23 protein-coding genes are annotated in these 23,383 nt (G+C 65.0%); 7 read left to right on the forward strand and 16 right to left on the reverse strand.

Annotated elements, in window-relative coordinates:
- Positions 1-12: 12 nt before the first annotated feature.
- From J7359_RS18185 to J7359_RS18205, 5 genes are all read right to left on the reverse strand, one after another.
- A complete protein-coding gene (locus J7359_RS18185) occupies positions 13-1,404 on the reverse strand; it encodes an FAD-binding oxidoreductase (protein ID WP_209058858.1) in 1,392 nt (463 codons plus the stop codon).
- Between the two features lie 8 nt (positions 1,405-1,412).
- Positions 1,413-1,820 carry a nuclear transport factor 2 family protein gene (locus J7359_RS18190; RefSeq protein WP_209058860.1) on the reverse strand — a complete coding sequence of 136 codons (408 nt, stop codon included), beginning with the start codon at positions 1,818-1,820 and terminating at the stop codon, positions 1,413-1,415.
- 16 nt (positions 1,821-1,836) lie between these two features.
- Entirely contained in the window at positions 1,837-3,177 is a 1,341-nt protein-coding gene (locus J7359_RS18195) for a TRAP transporter large permease (RefSeq protein ID WP_209058862.1), read from the reverse strand.
- Entirely contained in the window at positions 3,177-3,734 is a 558-nt protein-coding gene (locus tag J7359_RS18200; protein WP_209058864.1) for a TRAP transporter small permease, read from the reverse strand. The genes J7359_RS18195 and J7359_RS18200 overlap by 1 nt, the downstream gene beginning before the upstream one ends.
- Positions 3,735-3,809: 75 nt before the next feature.
- Complete coding sequence (locus J7359_RS18205) at positions 3,810-4,814, reverse strand: TRAP transporter substrate-binding protein (protein WP_209058866.1); 1,005 nt, start codon at positions 4,812-4,814, stop codon at positions 3,810-3,812.
- A 111-nt stretch (positions 4,815-4,925) separates the two neighbouring features.
- Between J7359_RS18205 and J7359_RS18210 the strand changes: the two genes are divergently transcribed.
- Both J7359_RS18210 and J7359_RS18215 read left to right on the forward strand, forming a co-directional pair.
- Positions 4,926-6,398, forward strand: coding sequence for a PLP-dependent aminotransferase family protein (locus tag J7359_RS18210; RefSeq protein WP_209058869.1), 1,473 nt, complete (start codon positions 4,926-4,928; stop codon positions 6,396-6,398).
- A gap of 85 nt (positions 6,399-6,483) precedes the next feature.
- Complete coding sequence (locus tag J7359_RS18215) at positions 6,484-7,308, forward strand: DUF6635 family protein (protein WP_209058873.1); 825 nt, start codon at positions 6,484-6,486, stop codon at positions 7,306-7,308.
- A gap of 58 nt (positions 7,309-7,366) precedes the next feature.
- On the opposite strand, the gene J7359_RS18220 is transcribed toward J7359_RS18215, so the two are convergent.
- From J7359_RS18220 to J7359_RS18260, 9 genes are all read right to left on the reverse strand, one after another.
- On the reverse strand, positions 7,367-8,392 hold the full coding sequence (locus J7359_RS18220) for an extracellular solute-binding protein (RefSeq protein WP_209058885.1): 1,026 nt from the start codon (positions 8,390-8,392) through the stop codon (positions 7,367-7,369).
- Positions 8,389-9,204, reverse strand: a complete 816-nt coding sequence (locus J7359_RS18225) for an ABC transporter permease (protein ID WP_209058887.1) — start codon at positions 9,202-9,204, stop codon at positions 8,389-8,391. Before J7359_RS18225 ends, J7359_RS18220 begins: the two co-directional genes overlap by 4 nt.
- Positions 9,197-10,096 carry an ABC transporter permease gene (locus J7359_RS18230; RefSeq protein WP_209058889.1) on the reverse strand — a complete coding sequence of 300 codons (900 nt, stop codon included), beginning with the start codon at positions 10,094-10,096 and terminating at the stop codon, positions 9,197-9,199. The genes J7359_RS18225 and J7359_RS18230 overlap by 8 nt, the downstream gene beginning before the upstream one ends.
- Positions 10,093-11,142: an ABC transporter ATP-binding protein gene (locus J7359_RS18235; protein ID WP_209058900.1), complete on the reverse strand. Its 1,050-nt coding sequence runs from the start codon at positions 11,140-11,142 to the stop codon at positions 10,093-10,095. The genes J7359_RS18230 and J7359_RS18235 overlap by 4 nt, the downstream gene beginning before the upstream one ends.
- 119 nt (positions 11,143-11,261) lie before the next feature.
- A complete protein-coding gene (locus J7359_RS18240) occupies positions 11,262-13,337 on the reverse strand; it encodes an OmpA family protein (RefSeq protein ID WP_209058902.1) in 2,076 nt (691 codons plus the stop codon).
- Positions 13,338-13,460: 123 nt separating this feature from the next.
- Positions 13,461-14,225 carry an amino acid ABC transporter ATP-binding protein gene (locus tag J7359_RS18245; protein WP_247740518.1) on the reverse strand — a complete coding sequence of 255 codons (765 nt, stop codon included), beginning with the start codon at positions 14,223-14,225 and terminating at the stop codon, positions 13,461-13,463.
- Positions 14,222-14,893: an amino acid ABC transporter permease gene (locus J7359_RS18250; RefSeq protein ID WP_209058904.1), complete on the reverse strand. Its 672-nt coding sequence runs from the start codon at positions 14,891-14,893 to the stop codon at positions 14,222-14,224. Before J7359_RS18250 ends, J7359_RS18245 begins: the two co-directional genes overlap by 4 nt.
- Positions 14,894-14,967: 74 nt before the next feature.
- A complete protein-coding gene (locus J7359_RS18255; protein WP_209058906.1) occupies positions 14,968-15,726 on the reverse strand; it encodes a transporter substrate-binding domain-containing protein in 759 nt (252 codons plus the stop codon).
- Between the two features lie 129 nt (positions 15,727-15,855).
- Positions 15,856-16,530, reverse strand: coding sequence for a DnaA N-terminal domain-containing protein (locus J7359_RS18260; protein ID WP_209058910.1), 675 nt, complete (start codon positions 16,528-16,530; stop codon positions 15,856-15,858).
- A 496-nt stretch (positions 16,531-17,026) separates the two neighbouring features.
- Between J7359_RS18260 and J7359_RS18265 the strand changes: the two genes are divergently transcribed.
- Both J7359_RS18265 and J7359_RS18270 read left to right on the forward strand, forming a co-directional pair.
- Positions 17,027-18,331 (forward strand): AAA family ATPase, encoded by a 1,305-nt coding sequence (locus tag J7359_RS18265; protein ID WP_209058914.1) that lies wholly within the window; start codon positions 17,027-17,029, stop codon positions 18,329-18,331.
- Entirely contained in the window at positions 18,328-19,434 is a 1,107-nt protein-coding gene (locus J7359_RS18270; protein ID WP_209058918.1) for a ParB N-terminal domain-containing protein, read from the forward strand. The genes J7359_RS18265 and J7359_RS18270 overlap by 4 nt, the downstream gene beginning before the upstream one ends.
- 31 nt (positions 19,435-19,465) lie before the next feature.
- On the opposite strand, the gene J7359_RS18275 is transcribed toward J7359_RS18270, so the two are convergent.
- Entirely contained in the window at positions 19,466-20,188 is a 723-nt protein-coding gene (locus J7359_RS18275) for a hypothetical protein (protein WP_247740519.1), read from the reverse strand.
- Between the two features lie 51 nt (positions 20,189-20,239).
- On the opposite strand from J7359_RS18275, the gene J7359_RS18280 reads away from it, so the two are divergent.
- Both J7359_RS18280 and J7359_RS18285 read left to right on the forward strand, forming a co-directional pair.
- A complete protein-coding gene (locus J7359_RS18280; protein WP_209058920.1) occupies positions 20,240-20,482 on the forward strand; it encodes a type II toxin-antitoxin system Phd/YefM family antitoxin in 243 nt (80 codons plus the stop codon).
- Positions 20,482-20,889, forward strand: coding sequence for a type II toxin-antitoxin system VapC family toxin (locus tag J7359_RS18285; protein WP_209058922.1), 408 nt, complete (start codon positions 20,482-20,484; stop codon positions 20,887-20,889). The genes J7359_RS18280 and J7359_RS18285 overlap by 1 nt, the downstream gene beginning before the upstream one ends.
- A 341-nt stretch (positions 20,890-21,230) precedes the next feature.
- Here J7359_RS18285 and J7359_RS18290 read toward each other — a convergent pair whose 3' ends face one another.
- Positions 21,231-22,370: a tyrosine-type recombinase/integrase gene (locus J7359_RS18290; protein ID WP_247740520.1), complete on the reverse strand. Its 1,140-nt coding sequence runs from the start codon at positions 22,368-22,370 to the stop codon at positions 21,231-21,233.
- Between the two features lie 126 nt (positions 22,371-22,496).
- Here J7359_RS18290 and J7359_RS18295 point away from each other — a divergent pair, with 126 nt between their 5' ends.
- Entirely contained in the window at positions 22,497-23,381 is an 885-nt protein-coding gene (locus J7359_RS18295; RefSeq protein ID WP_209058924.1) for a DUF1403 family protein, read from the forward strand.
- Positions 23,382-23,383: the final 2 nt, after the last annotated feature.

The raw sequence follows: 23,383 nt of genomic DNA on the forward strand, positions 1-23,383 counted from the left end.
CGGCGTCGCTCCTTATTTGCGCTCGTCGCGGAAGTGGTAGAGATGGTAGAGGCCCCATTGGCCAAGCCGTCGGAAGGGCGTCTTCCATCCCTCATGCGGCAATTCGGTATTGAAGATCGGCAGGTCGGGGACCGTCTCGCCGGCGACAAGCTGCGCCATGCGGCGGCCGGCCATTGCGGAATACATGACCCCGTTGCCGCCATAGCCAAGCGCGTAGAACGCGCCGGGCAGGTCGGGCAGGCCGGTGATGCGCGGCATCATGTCATGGCTGACATCGACCCAGCCCCACCATGAATAATCCAGATCGATCCCGCGCAGGACCGGGAATTTCCGCGCCATGCCCTCGCGCAGCGCCTTCAGATGCGCCGGGTTGGCGGCGTCGCGCCCGGTGATCGCCGCGCGCGATCCGATCTGCAGCCGGTTGTCGGGCAGCAGGCGGTAATAATGGCGCAGCGTCCGGGTATCGGTCAGCGGCGACAGCTTGCGGATGCCCACCGCGTCCAGTTCGTCCGCGGTCAGCACCCGCGTCACGACGCTGTTCGACATGATCGGCATCAGCCGGTCCTTCAGCCGCGGATGCAGCGCGCGGGGCGCATAGGCCGCTGTCGCCACCGCTACCCGCCGTGCGCGGACGGTGCCGCCCGGCGTGCGCAGATGGTGGATTCCGTCCTTCAGCACCCAGCCCTGGACCGGGCTGTCGGGATGCACCGTCGCGCCCAGTTCGCGGGCCACGCGCAGATAGCCGAAGGCCAGCCGGGCGGCGTGGATGCCGACGCCGTCGGGTTCCCACATCGCGCCATGCGCCTCGTGGTCGCGGGCGACGGTCCGAAACAGCTCGTCCCGGTCCAGCATCCGCGCGCCATAGCCGAAGGTCTCGTTCAGCAGCCGCGTCTCGGATTCCAGCGCGGGCATCGCGGAGGCCTTGTGGGCGATATAGTAATGCCCGCCGTCCTGTGGCTGGCAGTCGATGCCATGATCGCGGATCAGGCCGCGGAACAGGTCGAAGGCTTCGACCACCTCGTCATGCAGCGCACGCGCGGCATCAAGGCCCCAGCGGGCGATCCACTGGCTGCGCTTGAGGCGGCCCGAGCTGATCTGCGCCTGACCACCGTTGCGGGTGGAACAGCCGTAAGCGACACCATTCGCCTCCAGCACCGTGGCCTTGATGCCGTGCATCTTGGCCAGGTGGATGGCGCAGGACAATCCGGTATAGCCCGACCCGATCACCGCAACATCGACATCCATATCGCCGGTGACGGGGCCATCGTCATCGGGGATCTCACCCGCCGTGCCGATCCAGTAGGTCGGCGCGTAATCGCTGCCCGGACCCAGTTTCGGGGCGGTCATGGGATCGTAGAACGGGTCGAACGGCACTGACCCTGCCCTTTTCGCCATTACGTCCATTGCGTTTCTCACTTGGCCGGCACAGAGGGACGTTGCTTGCGGATCGCCTGTTTCTCGACGATCTGGCCGTCACGGATGCGGAACAGATCGACGCCCTGCACCTCGGTCCGCGTGCCGTCGGGATTGGTGGCGCGGAAGGTCCACTGGCTGACGCCGCGAGTGCCGTCCTCGGACAGGAAATGGCTGTGATCGGCCCACTGGACGTCGGGCATCGCGGTCCAGACACCCTCGAAAGCCTTGGCGATCGCGGGCTTGCCGTCGATCCGGTTGCCGTATTCATTCTCGCCCGCGACGGTGAAGAATACGCAGTCATCGGCGAAATGGGTCATCACCCCGTCAATGTCGTGGCGGTTGAAGGCGTCGAAGGTGGCCTTCAGGTCGTCGGCGGTCAGTGTGCGGGTGGTCGTGGCGGTCATGTGTGGACTCCTTGCGTCAGTAGCCCATCATCCGGGGCAGCCACAGGGCGATTTCCGGGAAGATGGCGATGATGAAGATTGCGGTGACAGAGGCGATCGCGAACGGGATCGCCCGCAGGCTGATCCGCTCGATCGAGATGCCCGAGATGCCCGAGGCGATGAACAGGTTCTCGCCCAGGGGCGGGGTCTGGAAGCCGACCGACAGGGTGCAGATCATGACGATCCCGAAATGGATCGGATCGATGCCCATCATGTAGGCCACCGGCAGCATGACCGGCACCAGGATCATGATCGCGGCCAGCGTTTCCATGAACATGCCGATGATCAGCAGAAGACCGATCACCATCGCCCAGATCAGGTAGATGTTGTCGGTCAGCGACAGGATGCCGCCGGCGATCACGCCCGGCACGTTGTTCTCGACCAGGATGCGGCCGAAGATCGTGGCGGTGAACAGGACCAGCAGCACACGCCCGGCAAGCCAGGTCGTGGTGTCCAGTGACTTGATCATCTGGCGCAGATCCAGTTCGCGATAGATCACCCCACCAACGAACAGCGTGTAGAAGATCGCGACGATGGCGGCCTCGGTGGGCGTGAAGAAGCCGGAATAGATGCCGCCCAGGATCACCACCGGGGCCAGCAGCGCCCAGAACCCGTGATAGCAGGCCGACAGGATCTTGCCGACCGACAGCGGCTCGGACGAGCCGTGGAAGCCGCGCATCCGGCAGCGGATATAGTTCATGGTCAGCAGGCCGCCGGCCATCACCACGCCCGGCAGGAACCCGGCGATGAACAACTTCGAGATCGACACCGACTGGAACGCGCCATGCGCCTCGATCGCTTCGGGTGGCGGTTGCATGCCCATGGCCGAGATGCCGTAGATCACCATCGGGATCGATGGCGGGATGATGATGCCAAGCCCACCTGCCGCGGCGGTCACCGACGCGGCGTAGCCCGCGCCGTACCCCTGCCGCACCATCGCCGGGATCATCAGCATGCCGACGGCGGCGGTGGTGGCCGGACCCGACCCCGAGATCGCGCCGAAGAACAGGCAGGCCATCACGGTGGCGGCGGACAGCCCGCCGGTGAACGGACCTGCCAGGCTTTCGGCCACGTTGATCAGCCGCCGCGACAGGCCCGCGGCCTCCATCAGCGCGCCGGCCAGGATGAAGGCAGGCAGCGCCATCAGCGGGAACGAACCCACCGAGGACCACGCCATCTGCACCATCTTGATCGGGTTGTCGCCCAGATACAGCATCGCGGCCAGCGACGACACGCCAAGCGCCACGGTGATCGGGGCGCCAAGGACCAGCAGGGCGAAGAAGGCGCCGAACAGGATTTCGATCAGCAGGGAATCCATCAGCGTTCCCCCTTCTCGAAGTTGCGCTTCTCGTCCTCGGCCAGTTCCAGCGCCGCCTGAACGCTGGCCTTGTCGGGATCGGTCGGATCGATGCCGCGCACCAGTTTCAGGTAATTCACCTGCAGGATCCGCAGCGTCATCAGCGTGAAGGCGATGGGCAGCGCCAGATAGACATGGCGCATCTCCCAACCCAGGGTCTGGGCCTTCACGAACGGCTTCAGCCGGCTGATGAATTCGATCGATTGCCAGACGAAGACCAGGTTGAATGCGATCCAGAACGCGTCGCCCATCGCCTCGATGACGCGCGCCTTGGTCCGGGGCAGCGCGTTCAGGTGAAAGGTCACGCGGTTATGGGCAGCGATCCGGGCGGCGTAGGACGCCCCGAAATAGGCGAACCAGACGAACAGGATGATCGACAGCTCCTCGATCCAGGTGATCGAGAAACCGAAGATCTGGCGGGACACGATCTGCACGAACAGCAGTGTCACGAAGACAGCCAGCAGAACGCGGCAGACATGGCTTTCGAACCTGTCGAGAAACGACCAGTGCGCAGACATGACGGGCCTCCGAATGGGGGCAGCGAAAAAGGACGGGCGGCAAACGGGGACGCGCGGGCCGAGCCGCGCGCCCGGTCAGTCGGCGGCGGGCTCGCGACCCAGCGAGGTCAGGACATTGTCCAGCACTTCCTTGCCGCCGATCTGGTCATAGAACTTGGGCCAGACCGCCGAGGTGGCCAGATCGATGAATTCCTGCTCGTCATTGGCCGGCTGGGTGATTTCCATGCCGCGATTGACCAGCTCTTCGCGGATCTTGGCCTCTTCGGTGCGCAGGAACTCTGCCGACGCCTGCGTCGCGGCCTCGCCTGCGGCCAGCACCTGCTGCTGCTCTTCTTCGGACATGCCTTCGAACAGCGCCTCGCTGACGATCAGCGGTTCGATCGAGAAGATATAGTGCAGGTCGGTGATGTATTTCTGAACCTCGTCGAACTTCATCGCATAATTGGTCATGTAGGGGTTGTCCTGACCGTCGACGACCTTCTGCTGAAGCGCGGCGAACGTCTCGCCCCAGGCCATCGGGGTCGGGTTGATGCCCCATGACTTGTAGGTTTCGATCATGATCTCGTTCTTCGGCACGCGGACGACCAGACCCTGCAGATCCTCCACGGTCGAGACCGGCTTTTTCGAGTTGGTCAGAACGCGGAACCCCGAATAGCCCCAGCCGATGATGCGCACGCCGGCATCCTCGATGGTCTGGTCGATCATCTGCTGGCCGACCTCGCCCTGGGTGATCGCCTCGGCGTCATCCTGGCTGAGGATGACATAGGGCAGCGTCAGCGTGCCGACCGACGGCGAAAAGGGCGTGATGTTGTTGATCGCGAGGATCGAGAAATCCAGCGTGCCGGTGGCGGCGGCGGTGACGGTGTCCTGTTCGTCGCCAAGCTGGCCGTTCAGGAACAGCTTGCCGGTCATCTCTCCACCCGACTGTTCTTCCAGCGCGGCGATGAAGGCCAGCCCCAGCGCCTCTTGCGTACCGCCGGCGCCGTCGCCGACCGCGACGCGGTATTCGGTGGCCGCGGCCGGAACGGCCAGCGCAAGCGCGGCCACGGTGCCGGTCAGCAGGCGGGTCATATAGGTCATCGAAGTCTCCCTGTTTGTCGTCGCGTTGATCGCGATGCGTGGTGATGCGGCAGAATGTTGCAGGTGCGGCGCCGGAACGATATGTCCAGTTTGAACCGTTCATAGGTCCAGATGTCAGCCCGCATACCCACCGAGATCATCTTTCTGCGCGACGACGAGGCGCCGACGCTGCAGGGTCGGCTGGCGGCGGCGATCGTGCGGGCAGTTCTTGAAAGTCGCGCCCGTCCGGGCACGCGGCTGCCCTCCAGCCGCAGCCTAGCATCGGCGCTGGGAATCTCGCGGATGACGGTGACGCTGGTCTATCAGGATCTGGTCAGCCAGGGATATCTGGAAACCCTGCCGCGTTCGGGGATCGCGGTGGCGGCGACGGTGCCGCATCGGCGCCTGCGACCGCCCGGCATCCGCCCGCAAGCCGCACGTCCGCCCGACTGGTCGGACTGGCTGTCCGGCCATCAACTGCCGCGCCGGGTGATCCGCAAACCCGCGAACTGGCGCGACTTCCGGTTCCCCTTCATCTACGGGCAAGCCGATCCCACGCTGTTCGACCACAACGCGTGGCGCGACTGCGCGCGCCGCGCCCTTGGCACGCGCGACTTCGCCGATCTGGCCGCGGACCGGTATGGTGCCGACGATCCGCTGCTGATCGACTATATCTGTTCCAACACCCTGCCCCGCCGCGGCATCCATGCCCGCCCCGACGAGGTGCTGGTGACACTGGGCGCCCAGAATGCGCTGTTCCTTGCGACCGAATTGCTGGCCCGCGCCGACCGTCTGGCGGTCACCGAAGAACCCGGCTACCCGGATTTTGCCGAAACGCTGCGCCGCGCGCAAAGCCCCACGACCTTTCTGCCGGTCGATCATGGCGGGCTGAACCCCGACGATCTGCCCGAAAAGACCAGCCTCGTGATCATCACGCCCAGCCACCACATTCCCACCGGGGCGACGATGCCGCTGGACCGGCGCTGCGACCTGATCGCCCGCGCCGCCGCGCAGGATTTCCTGATCATCGAGGATGATTACGACTTCGAGATGTCCTATCTGGCGCCGCCCGCCCCGGCCTTGAAGTCGCTGGATCGCGACGGGCGCGTGGTCTATGTCGGCAGCTTCTCGAAGTCGCTGTTTCCGGGGCTGCGGATCGGCTACATGGTCGGCCCGGCCGACCTGATCGCGCAGGCCCGCGCCCTGCGGTCGATCATGCTGCGCCACCCGCCCAGTCACCTGCAGCGCATCACCGCCTATTTTCTGGCGCTGGGGCATTACGACGCCCATATCGTGCGGCTGCGGCAGACGCTGAAGACACGCCGCGCGACCTTGCAGGAGGCATTGGCCTCCACCACGCTGCAGATCGCGGGGGCCCCCAGTTCGGGCGGCTCCAGCATCTGGCTGCGCGCGCCCGGCGATGTTGACAGCGCCGTTCTGGCACAGCAGCTTCTGACCGACGGGGTGCTGATCGAACCGGGCGCCGTATTCTTCGAGACGCCCCCGACCCCCTGCCCGTTCTTTCGCCTCGGCTATGGTTCGATCTCGCAGCGCGACATCCCCGAGGGGATCCGCCTGATCGCCGCGGCGGCAAGCCGCTGCTGAATTCGCGCATGGCGGTTCTGGACCCGCAGCCGCGCTGCGCCTATGTCTTGGCGCAGCGGAATCCCAGCGCGGGGGCGGCAGGACGGTGACCGGCAATCCAGACGATATCGAGGCGGCGCGGCAAAGGGCCATTGCGGGCTTCGTCCGCGATCGTTACGGCCCGCGCGGCACACTGCGCCTGCATCGGGCGGTGCTGGGACTGGATCTGCTGCGCGCGCCCGTCAATGTCGCGCTGTCGCCGGTATTCCTTCTGACACGTCTGGGTGCCTGGGTCTGCGGCAAGGTGGGCTTGCACGCGGCCGGCGGCTGGCTGGCGCGGCGACGGGTGTTCCTGCCATCAGATCTGGCGCGGCTGCTGCATGACGACCTGACCGCCTTCCTGCGCGCGATGCAGGCCGAAGGGTTGGCACCCGACATTCCCGACGCAGATCTGCGGCGCGCCGTCTCGGTCTATACCGAAACCCGCAACGCCGTGGCCGAGATCACCACTTCGATGATCGTGCTGATCGTCGGGGTCGCGATGTTCGGTGCAACGACGCCGGGGGTGATCTCGTTGGCCGGGCCGGTCGCCGAACTGCGCGCGCAGCGCCAGGCCATCGACGATTTCGTGCTTGGCAGCGGGCTGGGGCGGCTGTGGAACGGCATGTTTCCGGTCGAACCCAGCGCCGCGCAGGTCGCCGTCACGGGCGTCGCGCTGGCCATTGCCGCGTCCGTGGTCACCGCCTTCGCCGGGCTTCTGGCCGACCCGCTGCAATTATGGACCGGGGTGCATCGGCGCAGGCTGATGCGGCTGCTGGCGCGCCTTGACCGCAAGGCCGAGGCGCCGGGCCTGGAACGCGAACATCTGCTGGCGCGCAGCGGCGATCTGGCCGACGCCGCGCTGACCCTGTGGCGCAGCCTGCGCGGCTGACGCGAACTGGTCATCGCAATCGGCCCGGGCAGACGCCCGGACCGGCATCCAGCGGAACTTACTTCTGCAGTTCGGTCCAGATCGCGGTCATGTAGTCGCGCGCGGTGGGCGAACACAGCGGCATCCACTTGCCGTTGGCCAGATGTTCCTCGGGCACGACCATCTCGGGCGCGGCCCGCATTTCGTCGCTGAAGAATTCCTCGCTGCCGGCGATGCCGTTCGGATATTTGGTGTAATCCGAATTCATCGCGGCATTTTCCGGGTCCATGATGAAATCGAGGAACTGATAGGCCTCATCGACATTCTGCGCGTCATGCAGCAGCGCGATGCTGTCCATGAACAGCGGATAGCCTTCCTTCGGATAGCCATAGACGACCGCCGGGTTCTGCAACCGCGCCCGCATGATCGCGCCCGACCAGTATTCCGACGCCTTCACGTCGCCGCTGCCCATCTTGTCGGACATGCCGTAATCCATCGACATCCATTTGGGCTTGGCCTCGACCAGCTTGTCACGGACCTTCTTCAGCATCTCCTTGTCCTCGGTGCAGGGCTCGCCGCCCAGATACATCGTGGTCAGATGCATGATGTCGGTCATCTCGGGGGCGACATTGACCTTGCCCACCAGCTCCTCGGGCGGGTCGAGGAAGATCGCCGAGGTGTTGGGATCGCCGTCATAGGTGTCGGTGTTGACGCCCATGCCGACCGTGCCCCACAGCCACGGGATCGAATGTGTGCGGCCCTGATCCCACGGCACGTCCACCCATTTCGGATCGATGTTGCCGAAATTCTTCAGCCGCGCATGGTCCAGTTCCGCAAGCAGCCCCTTTTGCACGAAGATCTGCAGATAGTTGTGCGACGGCACGATCAGATCAAAGCCGTGCCCGCCCGCGCTGACCTTGGCCATCGAGGTGTCGTTGCTGTCGTAATCGGTAATGGTGACGTCGATGCCCGTCTGGTCTTCGAACTTCTTGATCATCTCGGGGCTGGTATAGTCGCCCCAGTTGTACAGATTCAGTTGCCCCTCGGCCAGCGCGGGCAGCGCAAGCGCCGAGATGCCGATGGCAAGGATCGCTGTGGTTTTCATTGTTTTCCCCTGTTGGTCTGCTTGTTGATGATGAAGAACGCGGTCAGCAACACGACGGTGACCATCAGCAGCATGGTCGAGATCGCATTCACCTCGGGCGAGACGCCGCGCCGCATCTGCGCCAGCATATAGGTCGGCAGGGTGTCCTGTCCCGCCGACTTGACGAATTCGGTGATCACCACGTCATCAAGGCTGATGACGAAGGCCAGCATCGCCCCCGCGATGATGCCGGGCGTCAGCAAGGGCAGCGTGACATGCCGGAACGCCTGCCGCGGCGTGGCGTAAAGATCGGCCGCCGCCGCCTCCAGCGTGGCGTCCATGCCTTCCAGCCGGGCCGAGATCGGCAGATAGGCAAAGGGCACGCAGAATGCGGCATGCGCCGCGATCAGATAGCCAAGACCCTGATAGCCGGTGAACTGCCGGACACTGGCAAAGAAGATCAGCAACGCCACCGCCGTCACGATCTCGGGGACCATCAGCGGCTGGTTGATCGCCATATAGACCACCGCCCTGCCCTTCATGCGACGGTTGCGCACGACGCCCACCGCCGCCAGCGTCGCCAGGGTCGTGGCCAGCGCCGAGGCGCAGGCGGCGATCACCACCGACCGCAGCGCGGCGGCCTTGACGGTTTCATTGGCCCATGCCCGGCCAAACCAGTCCAGCGAAAAGCCGCCCCAGACGGCCACCGAGTCCCCGCCATTGAAGCTGTAGGCAACCAGTGTCGCGATCGGCAGATACAGCAACACGAACACCCCCACGGCGACGGTCGCAAAGCCCGGCAGCCGGGTCGGATCGAAACGCCGCTCAGCCATCGGCCCGCCCTGCCCCGCCCAGAACCCTGACATAGACCGTCAGCGCCAGCCCCACCACGATCAGCAACAGCACCGCCAGCGCGGCGCCAAGCGGCCAGTTCTGCCCCTGCCCGAATTGCAGTTCGATGAAGTTGCCGATCATCATGTTCTTGCCGCCGCCCAGAACGCGCGGCGTGACATAGGCCCCCAGCGACGGCACGAACACAAGGATCGACCCCGCAAGGATGCCCGGCCGGATCACCGGCAGCACCACATGCCACAACGCCTGCCAGCGATTTGCGAACAGGTCATAGGCGGCTTCCAGCAGCCTGGTGTCGAACCGGTCGATGGCCGCATACATCGGCAGCACCATCATCGGCAGATAGACATAGGCCATGCCGATCAGCACCGCCGTGTCGGTATAAAGGATCTGCAACGGCACGCCGATCACCCCCAGCTTCAGCAGCATCTGGTTCAGCAGCCCCTCGTTGCGGATGATCTCGTTGATGGCGATGGTCCGGATCAGCAGATTGGTCCAGAACGGGATGGTGATCAGGAACAGCCACAACGCCCGGCGGTCGGGCGGCCGCGTGGCGATGAACCACGCCGTCGGCAGGCCAAGCAGGAAGGTGATCACCGCCGTCAGGACCGACAGCTTCACCGACCGCCAGAAGATGGTCATGTGCGCGTCCGCCCATCCCAGCGTGTCGTCGAAGATGTCACGGGTCAGAAAGACCTGTTCCCACGCCTGGGTGGTGAAGGGCCGCTGGACACCGGAATAGTCGCCCGGCGTCATGAAGGAATAGACCAGCACGATCAGCAAGGGCCCGATCGACCCGATCAGCAGCAGCGCCAGCGCGGGTGCGGCAAGGCTCCAGGAGGTGCGGTTGGCCTGCCCCTGCCCCGCGCTCATTCCGCCTCCAGGATCTGGACGGCTTCGGCGGGCAGGCGTAGCCCGATCCGCTGTCCGCTTTCCGGCAGGTCGATGGTCGCCGGCTGGCGCAGCGCGATCCGGGTTCCGTCCTCCATCCGCGCCATGATCTGCACGGCATTGCCCAGATAGACCGTATCGGTCACCTCGGCCGACAGCGCGGCGCCGGGCTCCAGCAGGATATCCTCGGGCCGGATCGCCAGCGTCGCGGGACCGGGATTGGCGGGTGCGGCCAGGCTGATGCGATGATCGCCGATCCGCGCCGCCCCGTCCGCGACGGTGACCGGCAGGAAATTGCTTTCGCCGATGAACCCCGCGACAAAGCGGTTGGCCGGGTGGGCATAGATCTTGCGCGGGGTGCCGATCTGCTGGACGCGGCCCGCCGACATGACCGCGATGCGGTCCGACATGGTCAGCGCCTCTTCCTGGTCGTGGGTCACGAACACGAAGGTGATGCCGGTCTCGCGCTGCAACCGCTTCAACTCGATCTGCATTTCCTTGCGCAGCTTCAGATCCAGCGCCGACAGCGGTTCATCCAGCAGCAGGACACGCGGCTCGGGCGCCAGCGCGCGGGCCAGTGCCACCCGCTGCTGCTGGCCGCCCGACAGCTGCGCGACCGGGCGTCCGGCAAAATCCTGCATCCTGACCAGCGCCAGCATCCGGTCCACGCGCGATTCACGTTTCGCGCGCGCGATGCCCTGCATCTTCAGGCCGAAGCCGACATTCTGCGCCACGCTCAGATGCGGGAACAGCGCGTAGGACTGAAACACCGTGTTGATCGGACGGCGATTGGGCGGCAGCGCGGTCACGTCCTGATCGCCCAGAAGAATGCGCCCGCCGGTCGGCGTCTCGAACCCCGCCAGCAGCCGCAGAAGCGTGGTCTTGCCGCAGCCCGACGGCCCCAGCAGCGTGAAGAACGACCCGCCCTCGATCGTCAGCGTCACATCGGCCAGTGCGTGGACGGCAGCGGCGCCATGGCCGAACCGCTTGCTGGCACCCTTGACGTAAACCCGTGTCGCCTCGTCCATCCCGATCCCCCTCTGAGCGGAAAGATTGCGTCAGCCGGGTCAGAACTTGCAAGCATCGAAATGTGAAGACGGGCGGCCAGCGCCGCCCGTCCCCGGTCGTTCGTGGCCGTGATCCGCGTTCAGTCGGCCGATGCCTGCTGCAGCAGATCGGTGATCCTGCGAACCGAAGCGCGGCGGTTCTGGCGCACATCGCCTTCGCGCCGGACCTGCAGATATTGCTCACCATAGCCCTGCACGACCATGTTCTCGGGCGGCACATCGAAATACTCGGTCAGGGCCAGGGCCACCGATTCCGCACGGCGATCCGACAGGGCAAGGTTCGCCGCGTCCGACCCGACCGTGTCGGTATGGCCTTCGATCAGGAACACCTCGCCCGAGTTCTCGGCGATCGACTCGCGCAGCGCGTTGCCCAATGTCGACAGCTGCTTTGCCTGATCGGGGCTGATCGCGGCCGAACCGGTGTCGAAGGTGATGCCGCTGATGGCGACCGGCGCCACCAGCGCGCGCACCTGAGGGATGTCCCGGATCTGCGCCAGCGAAAAGCGGCGGTCAACATTCGCCTCGCGGCGCAGCGCCTCGCGCAGCTGATCCTCGTTCATTTCGCCAGCGCTGCCGTTCGACGTCGCAGCCGGCGCGGGCAGGCTGGCGATATCGACGGGCTGCGCGCTGGTATCGTCGATCAGCCGCGTCGTCGTGCCATCGGCCGAGACCAGCGTGCGGCGCAGCACCCGCAGATCGGCGTCACGAATGGTGACGACCTTGCTGCCGTCCTGACGCGTGACGATGGTGCGCGACGACCCGTCGTCGAAATTCTCGGTCGCCACGGTCGATCCCGGCTGCCGCAGCAGCGCGACCTCGTCCTTGATGACCTGCTGGCTGCCATCGGGCCGCGTCACCACAACCCGGTCCGGCGTGCTGAGCGAGACCTGCCGGTTGTTGTTCAACATCGCGCCGACCGCCAATGCGCCCGCACCCAGAAGCAGCGCTTTGGTCAGATCGTTATCGTCGTCGTCGTCATCCTCGCGGCTGCGTGCCTCGGCCTCGGACTGGCCGGTGGCCGCGCCAAGCGCCTCGCTGAGACTGGTCGCGAAATCCTCGGCAGACGAACGGCTGTTGTCCTCGGTCACCTGCTCTTCGGTGATCTCGGCATCGCTGCTGGCATCGTCGTCAAGGGCTGCGGCCTTCGGGGCCTCGGACGCTTCGGCAGCCTCCTTGGCGGCCTCGGTTTCCTTTGCATCGGCCTCGGGGGCTTCTGCGCTTTCCTCGGTCGCCTCGGCGTCCTGTTCGGCGCCCTCAGCGCCCGACTGTTCCTGCTCCAGCGCCTCGGCCAGCGGGTCCTGATCGGTCGCAGCTTCGCCGTCGGTGGTGTCGGCAGCCTCGTCGGTCATGTCCTCGGCGGGCTGATCCATATCCGCCGGCGCGCCATCCGCCTGCGCGTCACTGTCTTCGGCTTCGCTGGCCTCCTGCTCCGCCGCGAGGGCCTCGGCCAGCGGATCCTGATCGGTCTCGGCCTCCTCGGCTGCGGGTTCAGAGCCTGTGGTCTCGTCGGTCATCTCTTCGGCGGGCTCCGCCTCCGCCTGCGCCTCGCTGGCAGCTTCGGGCGCATCGGCCTGTTCTGCCTCCAGCGCCTCGGCCAGCGGATCGCCGACCGGCTCTGCCGCGTCCGAGGTTTCGGCGGCGGCATCTTCCTCGGGGGCGACCTCACCGGCCGTCATGTCGTCGGCTGCCATATCATCGGCGGCACCCTCTGCGGACGACGCTTCGCTGGCTGCATCGGCGGGTTCGGCCGCTGGCTGCTCGGTTGCGTCCTGCTCCTCGGCCATGGGCTCGGGCTGCGCATCCATCGCGCCTTCGTCCACAGTCTCCTCTGCGGGTTGCGCCTCTTCGGCGGGTTCTTCCACCGGCGCCGCGGCCTCGGCTGCCGGCTGAGGCTCCTCTGCGGCAGCTTCCGCCTCGGCCTCGGCCTGCCCGGCGGCGTCCCCGACTTCAGCGCCAGCTTCTTCCTGCTGCGCCAAGGCGTCCGCCAGCGGGTCTTCCGCCCCCTCGGGTTGCTGCTCCGCCTCGGGCGGCAGCACTTCGGGTTGCTGTTGCTGAGCCTCGCCTTCCACGGCGGCGGTCTGTGCCATCGCAAGATGCGGGGCCATCAGCGACAGGCATGCCGCTATGGCGGTGGTGTTGTGAATGATGCGGCGCATCGGTGCCCTCCTGTATCGTCCGGCGTCGCGGACAAAGTCATCTGCAACCGAACAGTCGGCAGCAAAGGGCAGTTCCAAACGATCCCGTGACCGGGCGCCATTCCGCCGTCCCCGGCCTTGCGATCAATGCGTCAGGACGCGCGCCAGAAAGCTCTGGGTGCGTTCGTTGCGGGGGTTGTCGAAGACCTGTTCGGGCGTCCCCTCCTCGGTGATCTCGCCCTTGTGGATATAGATCACGCGGTCCGCGACCTCGCGGGCAAAGCTCATCTCGTGGGTGACGATCATCATCGTCATCCCCTCGCGCGCCAACTCGCGCATCGCGTCCAGAACCTCGCCGATCATCTCGGGGTCCAGCGCCGAAGTCGGCTCGTCGAACAGCATCAGCCGCGGCTCCATCGCCAGCGCCCGCGCCAGCGCGACCCGCTGCTGCTGCCCACCCGACAGCTGCGACGGGAATTTCCGCGCCTGATCGGTGATGCCGACCCGATCCAGCAGCCGCATCGCGGTGTCCTCGGCCTGCTGCCGGCTGACATTGCGCACCCGCATCGGCGCCAGCATCACGTTGTCGATGACGCTGAGATGCGGAAACAGGTTGAACTGCTGGAAGACCATCCCGACCTCGGTGCGGATCGCCTGCAACGCGCCGCCGGACTTGCCGTCGGGTTTCAGAAGATTGCCATCCACCTCGATCTGGCCGCGCTGGAATTCCTCCAGCCCGTTCACGCAGCGGATCAGGGTCGATTTGCCCGATCCGCTGGCGCCGATCACCACCACCACCTCACCGGGTGCCACCTGCAGATCGATATCCTTCAGCACATGCAGGCTGCCGAAATGCTTGTTCAGCCCCTCGATGCGGACGATCGGCGCCTTGTCGTCGTCTTGGCTCATTGTCCCACCAATCCCTTGCGTTCCAGAAGCCGCAGACCGGCCGACAGCGACAGCGTGATCGCCAGATACAGGACGGCGACCATCAGATAGACCTCAAGCGCGGTGAAGGTCGTGGCGATATAGATCTGCCCCTGGCGCACCAGTTCGCCCACCCCGATCACCGCGAACAGCGAGGTGTCCTTGATGCTGATGATGCCCTGATTGCCAAGCGCCGGGATCATCCGCCGGAAGGCCTGCGGCCAGATGACAAAGCGGAACGTGTCGATCCGCGTCAGGCCCAGGGACAATCCCGCCTCGCGCTGACCGCGTTCGATGGACTGCACGCCGCCGCGCACGATCTCCGAGATATAGGCCCCCGAATTGACCGCGATCGCGGCGATCCCCGCCGTCACCGCATCGATCGGCCCGCCCAGGATCTGCGGCAGCCCGTAGAAGATGAACAGCACCTGGACCAGAACCGGCGTGCCGCGAAAGACCTCGATATAGATGATCGCGATCCAGCGCAGCCACGCCATCGGGCTGATCCGCAGAAGTCCGAAGATGATGCCGATGACAAAGCCGATGGCCAGACCCACGCCCGAAATCAGCAGCGTGTAGGGTATGCCCTTCAGCAGATACGGGATCGAATCGAACGCCGCCTGCCAGTCGAATTGAAATGTGCTGTCCAAGTGATCCGCTCCGTGACAGGACCCGCGTCATGGTGGCGCCGCCCGTCAGCCGGGCGGCGCATGGTGCCCGAAGATTATTCGGTACTTTCGCCGAACCATTTCGCGTGGATCTCGTCATAGGTGCCGTCCTCGCGCATCGCGGCCAGCGCCTCGTTGGCGGGTTCCAGCAGTTCGCTGCCCTTGACGAAGGCGATCCCGTATTGCTGACCCTCGTACAGCGGGCCGACGACCTTCACGCGACCCTCGCCGCGGGTCTGCGCGAAATAGGCCACGTTCGGCGCGTCATAGAAGACCGCGTCCACGCTGCCGCCCATCAGCGCCATATACATGTCGCTGGAGCCGGGATAGGGCGTGATCTCGGCGTCCTCGCCCAGATTTTCGGTCAGATAGTCGAAGCTGGTCGATCCGATCTTGGTGCCGATCGTCATGCCGGCCAGATCCTCGACGGATTCGACATCGTCGTTATCGGCGGCGACCAGGATTTTCAGGCCGCTGTCGTAATACGGGTCCGAGAAATCGACGATCTCGCCGCGTTCCTCGGTGATGGTGATCCCGGCGATCGCGATGTCCACATTGCCAGTCTGCACGGCCGGAATGATGCCATTGAAGTCCATCGTGTTCAGATCGTATTCGAACCCGGCGCGGTTCGCGATCTCGGCGATGATGTCCATGTCGAAGCCGATCATCTCGCCGCTTTCCTGATCCAGCATCTCGAACGGAACGAAGCTGGGGTCGGTCGCGACCTTGGCCGTCTGCGCGGTTGCCATGCCGGCGCTCATCGCGCCCAGACCGATGCAACCCGCCAGTGCCAGAGACTTGAATTCGCGTATCATCTTTTCCCCTTTTCCCTGTCTGAAGACGGCGGATCTTCACCCGCCATTTATCACCGGGTAGCATGTCGGGGGGCCGGGACAGCGTCAACCGCATTTCCCAAGCTGTTGTTCCTGAATGATTTAATTGCCTCAAAGCGTGTCGATGACGACATCCGCGATGCTGCCGTCATGGCGTCGCGCGGCGATCTTCAGCCGTCCCAGAAGATGCGTGCGCACATAGGTCGCATGAAACCGCGACGGCGCGATCAGGGTCAGCCGCCCCTCGGCGATCCCGGCCTCGCGCAGCGCCCGGAACCAGGCGTCGCACAGCGCCGGGTCCTCGTCGGCAAGCCGGTCACAGATGGCAGGCCAGACGCCGTCGCCCGGCACCGGATCGGGCCTGCGGAACGGAACCACGGTGCTGTCCGCGGGCTGCGGCCCCTGTCCGACGCGGGCCACGAAATCCTCGCCGATATGGGTCCATTCGGGGCGCGTATCCAGCATGATCCGTTCCAGATCCAGCCCCAGGACCGAGACCCTGCCGCGGGCCCCTGCCCGCTTGACCTGAACCCAGCCAAGTCCGCGCAGACGCGCCATGTCGCGCTTGACGGTGCGTTCGTCCACGCACCACAGCCGGGCGATCTCGCGCTGTCCCGTGGCAAGTTCGTTGCGCTGCCAGTTGTAGCGTGTGGTGATCAGCGCCATCAGTCGCAGGATCAGCCGTTGCCGGTGCTGGTCACCGGCCAGCGCATGGGCCATCATCGCCGACAGGATGTCGTATTTTTTCGCCGCGGCCTCCCGGCCGACGGGTCGGATCACCTGCATCACTGCTCCTGCCGGTCATACACCGGCTGCCCTTGCCATGCCGCCTTGCTGCGGCCTTTCTGCCTCGATGGCCTGGGGGGTCTTTGCCACCCTGTCTGGTGTCTTGGCCGAACGACCGCAACGCTTTTCGCCATCCTTACCGCATTTGCGTCCTGAAATCCGATTCTGTCAAGAACTTTGCTTGACCGGATCTTTTCCTGTCCCGATCCTGATTGAAAAATCGGTATCACTGGTATTGGGTGACGCCTTGGGTGTCCCCTGATATCACGCCGATGTCCCCCAATCTGTGGTGGGCGCCGTTTCTGCGTCCCCCATTTGTGGCGCCCTGTCCGATTGCTGGACGCTGCGCCGGATGCGGGCCGATTCGCCGATATGGGCCGCGATTCGCGCCTTGGCGGTCGATGCTGCCCTGATTGAAAACCTCTTTTGCCAAAAGCGCAAATTCGGCGTAAAAGCAGAGATGGCAGTAATCAACGTCCTTCAAGACAGGCACAACATGTATACGCACGAAGACCTTGCCCGGCTGCAGGCACAGTCCCTGAAGATGCAGGGCTGGATCCGGCGCCAGACCTTCAGCCCCGATAACGAGAAGACGCTGCGACGATTTTCGTCCTGGGAAGTCTCGGAGCTGATCTTCCGCATCAACCAGTCCACCTTCCGCGGCAAGCTGGCGGCGGACCCGAACCTTCCCCTCGGGGAAGTCGAGGAAGAAGGCCGGCAGCGCTGGTTCAGCCTGGACGAGATCAACGAACTGCGCCGCCGCATCCGGATCGGCAAGCGGTCGCTGCTGCCGCCCCGCCCGGCGGGCAAGCGCGCCTTCCGCGCGGCGATCGCCAACTTCAAGGGCGGCGCGGGCAAGTCGACCGTGGCCCTGCATTTCGCCCACGCCGCGGCGCTGGACGGCTATCGTGTGCTGCTGGTCGATTTCGACCCGCAGGCGACGCTGTCCCATTCGATGGGGCTGACCGATGTCGGTGAGGACCACACCGTCTGGGGCATCATGGCCCGCGATCTTGAACGCGAGACGGATCGCATGAACGCGGTCGGGTCCGGCGCCGAAAGCGGAACCGCCCTGCCCCAGCGCAAGCTGCCATCCTCGATCCGGGACATGGGCCTGGGCGCGCTGCGCCCGTCGGACTTCATCAAGCCGACCGCGTGGCCGACCATCGACATTGTTCCCAGCTGCGCCAATGCGGCCTTCGTCGAATTTGCCAGCGCACAGTATCGGCACCTCAATCCCGAATGGACCTTCTTCGGCGCGGTGTCGCGGTTCCTGGACGGGCTGGCCGACGACGCCTATGACCTGATCCTGTTCGACTGCCCGCCCGCCATCGGCTATCAGTCGATGAACGCGGTCTTTGCCGCCGACATGCTGTATATCCCGTCAGGCCCCGGCTACTGGGAATACGACTCCACCACCAGCTTCATCGGCCAGTTGTCCGAGGCGCTCGAGGATCTGTCGCACGGGTTCGAAAATTTCCCCACGGGGAAGATCGCCCTGCCCAAGGCCTTCCATGATGTCCGCTTCCTGATGACCAGGTTCGAGCCGTCTAACGAGTTGCATCAGGCGATGCTGAACGCGTTCCGGCAGGTGTTCGGCGACCGCATGGCCCAGCACCCGATCGAGCTGACGCGCGCCGTCGAACAGTCCGGCCGCTTCCTCAGCTCGATCTACGAAATCGACTATCGCGAGATGACCCGCAACACATGGCGACGCGCCCGCGCGACATTCGATCAGGCATACGAGGAGTTTCGCAGCCATGTCCTGGCGGCATGGGACCAGATGGAGGCTGACGCATGAGCCGCAAACGCCGCATGTTCGACATCGAGATGCCAGAGGAAGATCCCGCCGAAACCTTCCCCGCGGGGAAGACCGACGACCGTGACGCGCGGCGCGGTCCGATGGCCACGGCGATCGCCGAAACGGCCGAATCCAGCCGCGACCGCGCGCAGGTCGAGGCGCGGATTCGGGCCGAAAATGACGCGCTTGCGCAGGAACATGTCCGGCTGAAGCGCGCCGGTCTGATCACCGACATGATCCCGCTGGACGCGATCGACACGCAGAAACTGATCCGCGACCGCGCGCCGGGGGCGGATTTCGAACTGGCCGAGCTGACGGATTCGATCCGCGAAATCGGTCTGTCGAACCCGATCCGGGTCGAGCCTTCGGGTGATGGAAGATACGAGCTGATCCAGGGCTGGCGCCGCCTGTCGGCCTATCGCGCATTGCTTGAGGAGACGGGCGATGCCGAAACCTGGGGCCGGATCCCCGCCGGGATCGCGGCACGCGGCGACGCGTTGGAACAGCTGTATCGTCGCATGGTGGACGAGAACATGGTCCGCAAGGACATCTCGTTCGCCGAGATGGCGCAGCTTGCCGTCCATTATGCGATGGACCCGCTGACCCCGGAGAACGATCCCGAAAAGGCCGTCGCGATCCTGTTCCGGTCCGCGGGCTATCAGAAGCGCAGCTATATCAGGAATTTCATCCGCGTGGTGGAAAGGCTGGGCGAGACGCTGCTGTATCCGCAGGAAATCCCGCGCGCGCTGGGTCTGGCTTTGGCGCAACGGCTGGACGAGATGCCGGGAACGGCTGCCGCGATCAAGGCCGAGTTTCGCGACTGGGACACGCGATCGGTCAAGGACGAGCTTGAGGTTCTGCGGCGCTTTGCGGGGCAGGGCGGTGATGCCGGGTCGGGCGATGCCGCGCCGCGTGCGCGGTCCGCGCCGACCGGGTCCGGCGGCAAGGCCAAGACCACCTTCCAGCTTGCCCGCCCGCAGGGCAGCGCGAAATGCGTCGCCGCGAATGGCCGGCTCGAGATCCGCCTGCCGCGCGATTTCACCGCGGTGGACCGCCGACGGCTGGAGGCGGCGGTGGCCGCGCTGCTGGACCAGATCGACTGATCTTCCCCGCGGGGAAGATCGCCGGTCCGGGTCAATCCTCCAGAAGGTCGGTGGCGGGATTCCGTTCGATTTCGATATCCGCGTAATACTGCTGTGCCTGATTCACGCTGCGGTGCAGCGAAAGCTGCATCGCCGCCTGCAGGGGCGCACCGTCCAGCGCCGCCTGCGTCAGAAACCCCGCGCGCAGACCGTGGGCGCTGGCGAATCCGGGCGGATAGCCCGCCAGTTCAAGCCGGTGTCGCAGCAGCACCGACAGGCCGTCGAACGACAGTCGGCGGGGCAGGGGGCGGTCAGCCAGGCTGACCGGCCGGAACAATGGGCCCGAATCGATCCGCGCGGCGGTGATCCAGTTCATGACGGCGCACGCCGCGCGTCCCTTCAGCGGCAGTCGGGGCGCGGCGTTGGGCCCGGTCGTCTTGGTGGTCAGCAATCTGATGCGCAATATGCCCTTGGCGGTCAGGTCGCGGTCGTCGATGCCGTCACGGTTCAGGGCCACGATTTCGGACCGCCACCGCCCGCCCGAGTCGTCGCCGAGGTCGCTGGCGTGATCCAGCACGAAACGCAATGCCACGGACTCGGCTTCGGGCCATGTCAGCGTGGCGCCGAACGCCGCCTGTTTCCAGGCGGTGACACAGGCCAGGTCGCGTTCCCATGCCCGCACGGTGTTGTCGGGCGTGCCGCGGCGATACAGCTCGGCCAGTGCGGCGGCATCGGTCCACGGCAGGTGATAGGTGAAGGGCAGGGGGGTTGTCATGTCGCCCTGCTGATGCCATATCTAGACAGATAGCTAGACAGGAACGATGTCATGTGGACGCTCCAAGATGCGAAGAACCGCTTCAGCGCGGTGGTCGAAGCGGCGCTGGCCGGGCAGCCGCAAGAGGTCAGCCGACGCGGCAAGCCTGCCGTTGTCGTGCTGTCGGTCGAGGAATATCGGCGCATGCTGGCCGGTGAGGTGCAGGGCCGCGAAAGCTTTGCCCAGCACCTGATGAGATTTCCGGGGGCCGAGATCCCGCGTGCCAAGGTGCAGCCCCGGGATGTCGAGTTCTGATGTATCTTCTGGATACCAACGTCATCTCGGCGGCGCGCCGTCCCGACCGCGCGCCGCGAGTCGCCGCGTGGCTTGCCGACAAGGCCGAGGCGGATCTGTTCCTGAGCGTCATCACGGTGGGCGAGATCGAGCGCGGCATCCAGCAGCAAGTGCAGCGCGACCCCGGCTTTGCGTCTGATCTGCAGGCGTGGCTTGACCGGACGCTGCGGATCTTTGGCGACCGGATTCTGGATTTCGGGGCCGAGGACGCCCGGATCTGGGGCCGCCTGAGCCGGCAGATCGGCCATTCCGGCGCCGATCTGATGATCGCAGCGACCGCATTGCGGCATGGCGCGGTCGTGGTGACGGGCAATGTCGCGGACTTTGCGCCGACTGGTGTCGCGTTGGAAGATCCCTTCCGATCCTAGTGTGTGCTGTCGCGCGGCTGCATGAGCGGAAGAATGGGGACGGTTCCATGCTGTTGTGAACAGTCGTGATAAGTGAACCTTATCAAGAGCAATAGGAAACCTGAAAGCGCACTTCTGTAATCCGCAGAATTCCTCTAACCTGCGGATATGATGGTTCAAACCCTTTTGTCCGATGCCGGATGATGACCCTTCGCGGATCATCGATTCCGTCACCTGGCAGGCCGCCGAGGCGAGTCTTTCTGTCGCGTTTAATATCCGATCTCAATTTGAAACAGTAACCTGAAGCTGAAGCGCCGGAATTTCATCTTAGCGCTTCACCAACGCTTCAAGTTTCCTAAGCTTCACAGCCCTGCGGCTTTGGTCAGGTTCGCACTGAACCTGTCGCGCCTGCGCTGGTAGCGCCGGGTCATCTCGGCGGACGCATGTCCGAGTTGCTTTTGAACGTAGCGCTCATCAACCTCTGCCGACGAGGCGAGCCCGGCGCGTAAGGAATGCCCCGAGAACATTGCCAGCCGTTTGGTTTCCGGCAGATCGGATCTGACGCCACCCTTCAGAACGGTTGCCTTGATCAGTCGCGCGACGTGTTTGTCGGAAAGGCGGGTCTCGAGGGCGCGTTTGCCGTCCCGCGAGGTGCGCACGAAGATCGGCCCAAAGTCGATCTTCGCAAAGTGTAGCCATTGCTCCAGCGCGTGGACGGGACATGTCTGGTCGCTTGAGCCGCGGCCGACCTCGACCTCGCGCCACCCGGTCTTGGCGTTGAGCGTCAGCAGAACACCGCCTTTGAAGGCCTCGATCCAGCCGCCGGAGTCCGGAGTATCGTTCTTATGCACATCGAGGCAGACCACCTCCGAACGGCGCAGACCGCCTGCAAAGCCCAATAGCAAGATCGCCCGGTCTCGAAGCCCGCGGAGATCGTAGGGAAGGGTGGCCACCATGGCCTGGATGTCCGCTGGCAGGATCGCTTCTTTCTGAACCGGCGGGCGCGCATGTTTGCGTTTGATCCCGGCCAGAACGGTAGCGATGTGACGGTTCTTGCGATCAAGAGCGAACCCGCGCTGCCTGTAATTCCAGGCAAGCCCCGAGAGGCGACGGTCGATCGTCGAGACCGAAAGGGCAGGGGCCTTCCCGGTTGGTGCGGCCAGATCAGCCAGATAAAGTCCAACCATCTCGGGCGAGGGGGGCAGAGGTTCCGTGCCTTTCAGCCGACACCAGCGGGTGAAGTGTTTCCAGTCGGCCGAGTAGGCCTTGTTGGTGTTCCCAGCCGTCGAGGCCTCGGCGTAGTCGCGCGCGGTGTCGATCAGCCGGTCGAGCGCGCCGGAGCCGACCACATGGGCGGGCAGAGCGATTGAGGCTCGGTCCCGAGAGGTTCTCTCGTCGTGTTCGTCACTGTTCGGCGCATCATAGGACGCTGAACTCGAATTCCCTGCGTCAGACGCGTCGGAATCCTCGATTTTGGTGCCGTTATGCGTGAGATTGCTCATGTTTCTGAGCATATCATTTATATGTCCGATAACGCAAGATTATCGGACATTCTTGCAAAAGCTAGAGTGAGGCGGTTTGTACGCAATTTTCTGGCATAAAGCGCCGCGACGATGTAGGCTTCAAGGATGACATTTGCTCGGCACGACCACTGCGACGACCTGGGCACGCCACCCCGGATGCCGCATTGGGTCACATCGACACGGGTCGAAGCCCTTGAAGATGTGGTATTTTTGTCGGGCGCTGCGCTTGCTCTCCTGCATCTTGTGTTTGCACGAGACGATCTCCCCCACGCCTTGTTGCGGGCGCGGCTTGCGCTGCGCGCGGCTGAGGCTTGTATCGTGTTTTCCGGACGACCTGAGAGGGCAGGAGAATTGCGCGACGCCGTACATCTTTTGCGCCCCGGCGACCTGCCCGGCCCGGCAGGGGAGACATATCTATCTTGGCGTCGCGCCGCTGAACGACCGGTGTCGGTCAAGGCTCTGGGGCGGGCCCTGCCGAGCCTCGACCCGGGTCAGATCGCCACGTGGCTCGATGCGAGGAGTGGGCCGCCGGTGAACCGCGCTGTGATGGTACTGGAGGCAATGCTGACCGAGGCACCCCGTGCCGAAGTCCCGGCGTTGATCCTCGCGGACGCCGCCCTCGCCGATGCGCTTGGTTGGTCTCATGTCGTGCCGCTGCTGGCTGCGGGTTTGAAACTCACAGACCTGCGCAAGCGGGGACACGATTTGCGCCTAGCCTGTCATCGCGCTGTGACCGCATCCGCGATCGAGGCCACGCGTCTGGCCGTTGACCTCGCGCGTCGGGCTGCGTTTTTGAAAGGGGTGGCACCAAAGCTTCGGGCCAAGGGGGCGGCCGACGCCGTCGAGATCTTCCTGACACAGGACGCGGTCGCCCCCTCAGCCTTGCCTTTGTCGGATCGCGCGGCGCGTCGGCTCTGCGACCGGCTGGTTGACCTTGGGGCGGTGCGCGAACTGACTGGTCGCGACACCTTCCGGCTCTACGGAGTCTGAGC

Origin of the sequence: Paracoccus sp. R12_2 (assembly GCF_017744015.1) — a bacterium.
In the GTDB taxonomy this organism is placed as follows: Bacteria; Pseudomonadota; Alphaproteobacteria; order Rhodobacterales; family Rhodobacteraceae; genus Paracoccus.

Coding starts and splice junctions, on each gene's coding strand:
- J7359_RS18230 (WP_209058889.1), bottom strand. CDS start 10,096: ATGAGCGCGGGGCAGGGGCAGGCCAACCGCACCTCCTGGAGCCTTGCC.
- J7359_RS18290 (WP_247740520.1), bottom strand. CDS start 22,370: ATGAGCAATCTCACGCATAACGGCACCAAAATCGAGGATTCCGACGCG.
- J7359_RS18235 (WP_209058900.1), bottom strand. CDS start 11,142: ATGGACGAGGCGACACGGGTTTACGTCAAGGGTGCCAGCAAGCGGTTC.
- J7359_RS18265 (WP_209058914.1), top strand. CDS start 17,027: ATGTATACGCACGAAGACCTTGCCCGGCTGCAGGCACAGTCCCTGAAG.
- J7359_RS18285 (WP_209058922.1), top strand. CDS start 20,482: ATGTATCTTCTGGATACCAACGTCATCTCGGCGGCGCGCCGTCCCGAC.
- J7359_RS18190 (WP_209058860.1), bottom strand. CDS start 1,820: ATGACCGCCACGACCACCCGCACACTGACCGCCGACGACCTGAAGGCC.
- J7359_RS18280 (WP_209058920.1), top strand. CDS start 20,240: ATGTGGACGCTCCAAGATGCGAAGAACCGCTTCAGCGCGGTGGTCGAA.
- J7359_RS18240 (WP_209058902.1), bottom strand. CDS start 13,337: ATGCGCCGCATCATTCACAACACCACCGCCATAGCGGCATGCCTGTCG.
- J7359_RS18195 (WP_209058862.1), bottom strand. CDS start 3,177: ATGGATTCCCTGCTGATCGAAATCCTGTTCGGCGCCTTCTTCGCCCTG.
- J7359_RS18295 (WP_209058924.1), top strand. CDS start 22,497: ATGACATTTGCTCGGCACGACCACTGCGACGACCTGGGCACGCCACCC.
- J7359_RS18200 (WP_209058864.1), bottom strand. CDS start 3,734: ATGTCTGCGCACTGGTCGTTTCTCGACAGGTTCGAAAGCCATGTCTGC.
- J7359_RS18210 (WP_209058869.1), top strand. CDS start 4,926: ATGTCAGCCCGCATACCCACCGAGATCATCTTTCTGCGCGACGACGAG.
- J7359_RS18225 (WP_209058887.1), bottom strand. CDS start 9,204: ATGGCTGAGCGGCGTTTCGATCCGACCCGGCTGCCGGGCTTTGCGACC.
- J7359_RS18220 (WP_209058885.1), bottom strand. CDS start 8,392: ATGAAAACCACAGCGATCCTTGCCATCGGCATCTCGGCGCTTGCGCTG.
- J7359_RS18255 (WP_209058906.1), bottom strand. CDS start 15,726: ATGATACGCGAATTCAAGTCTCTGGCACTGGCGGGTTGCATCGGTCTG.
- J7359_RS18185 (WP_209058858.1), bottom strand. CDS start 1,404: ATGGACGTAATGGCGAAAAGGGCAGGGTCAGTGCCGTTCGACCCGTTC.
- J7359_RS18260 (WP_209058910.1), bottom strand. CDS start 16,530: ATGCAGGTGATCCGACCCGTCGGCCGGGAGGCCGCGGCGAAAAAATAC.
- J7359_RS18205 (WP_209058866.1), bottom strand. CDS start 4,814: ATGACCTATATGACCCGCCTGCTGACCGGCACCGTGGCCGCGCTTGCG.
- J7359_RS18275 (WP_247740519.1), bottom strand. CDS start 20,188: ATGACAACCCCCCTGCCCTTCACCTATCACCTGCCGTGGACCGATGCC.
- J7359_RS18270 (WP_209058918.1), top strand. CDS start 18,328: ATGAGCCGCAAACGCCGCATGTTCGACATCGAGATGCCAGAGGAAGAT.
- J7359_RS18245 (WP_247740518.1), bottom strand. CDS start 14,225: ATGAGCCAAGACGACGACAAGGCGCCGATCGTCCGCATCGAGGGGCTG.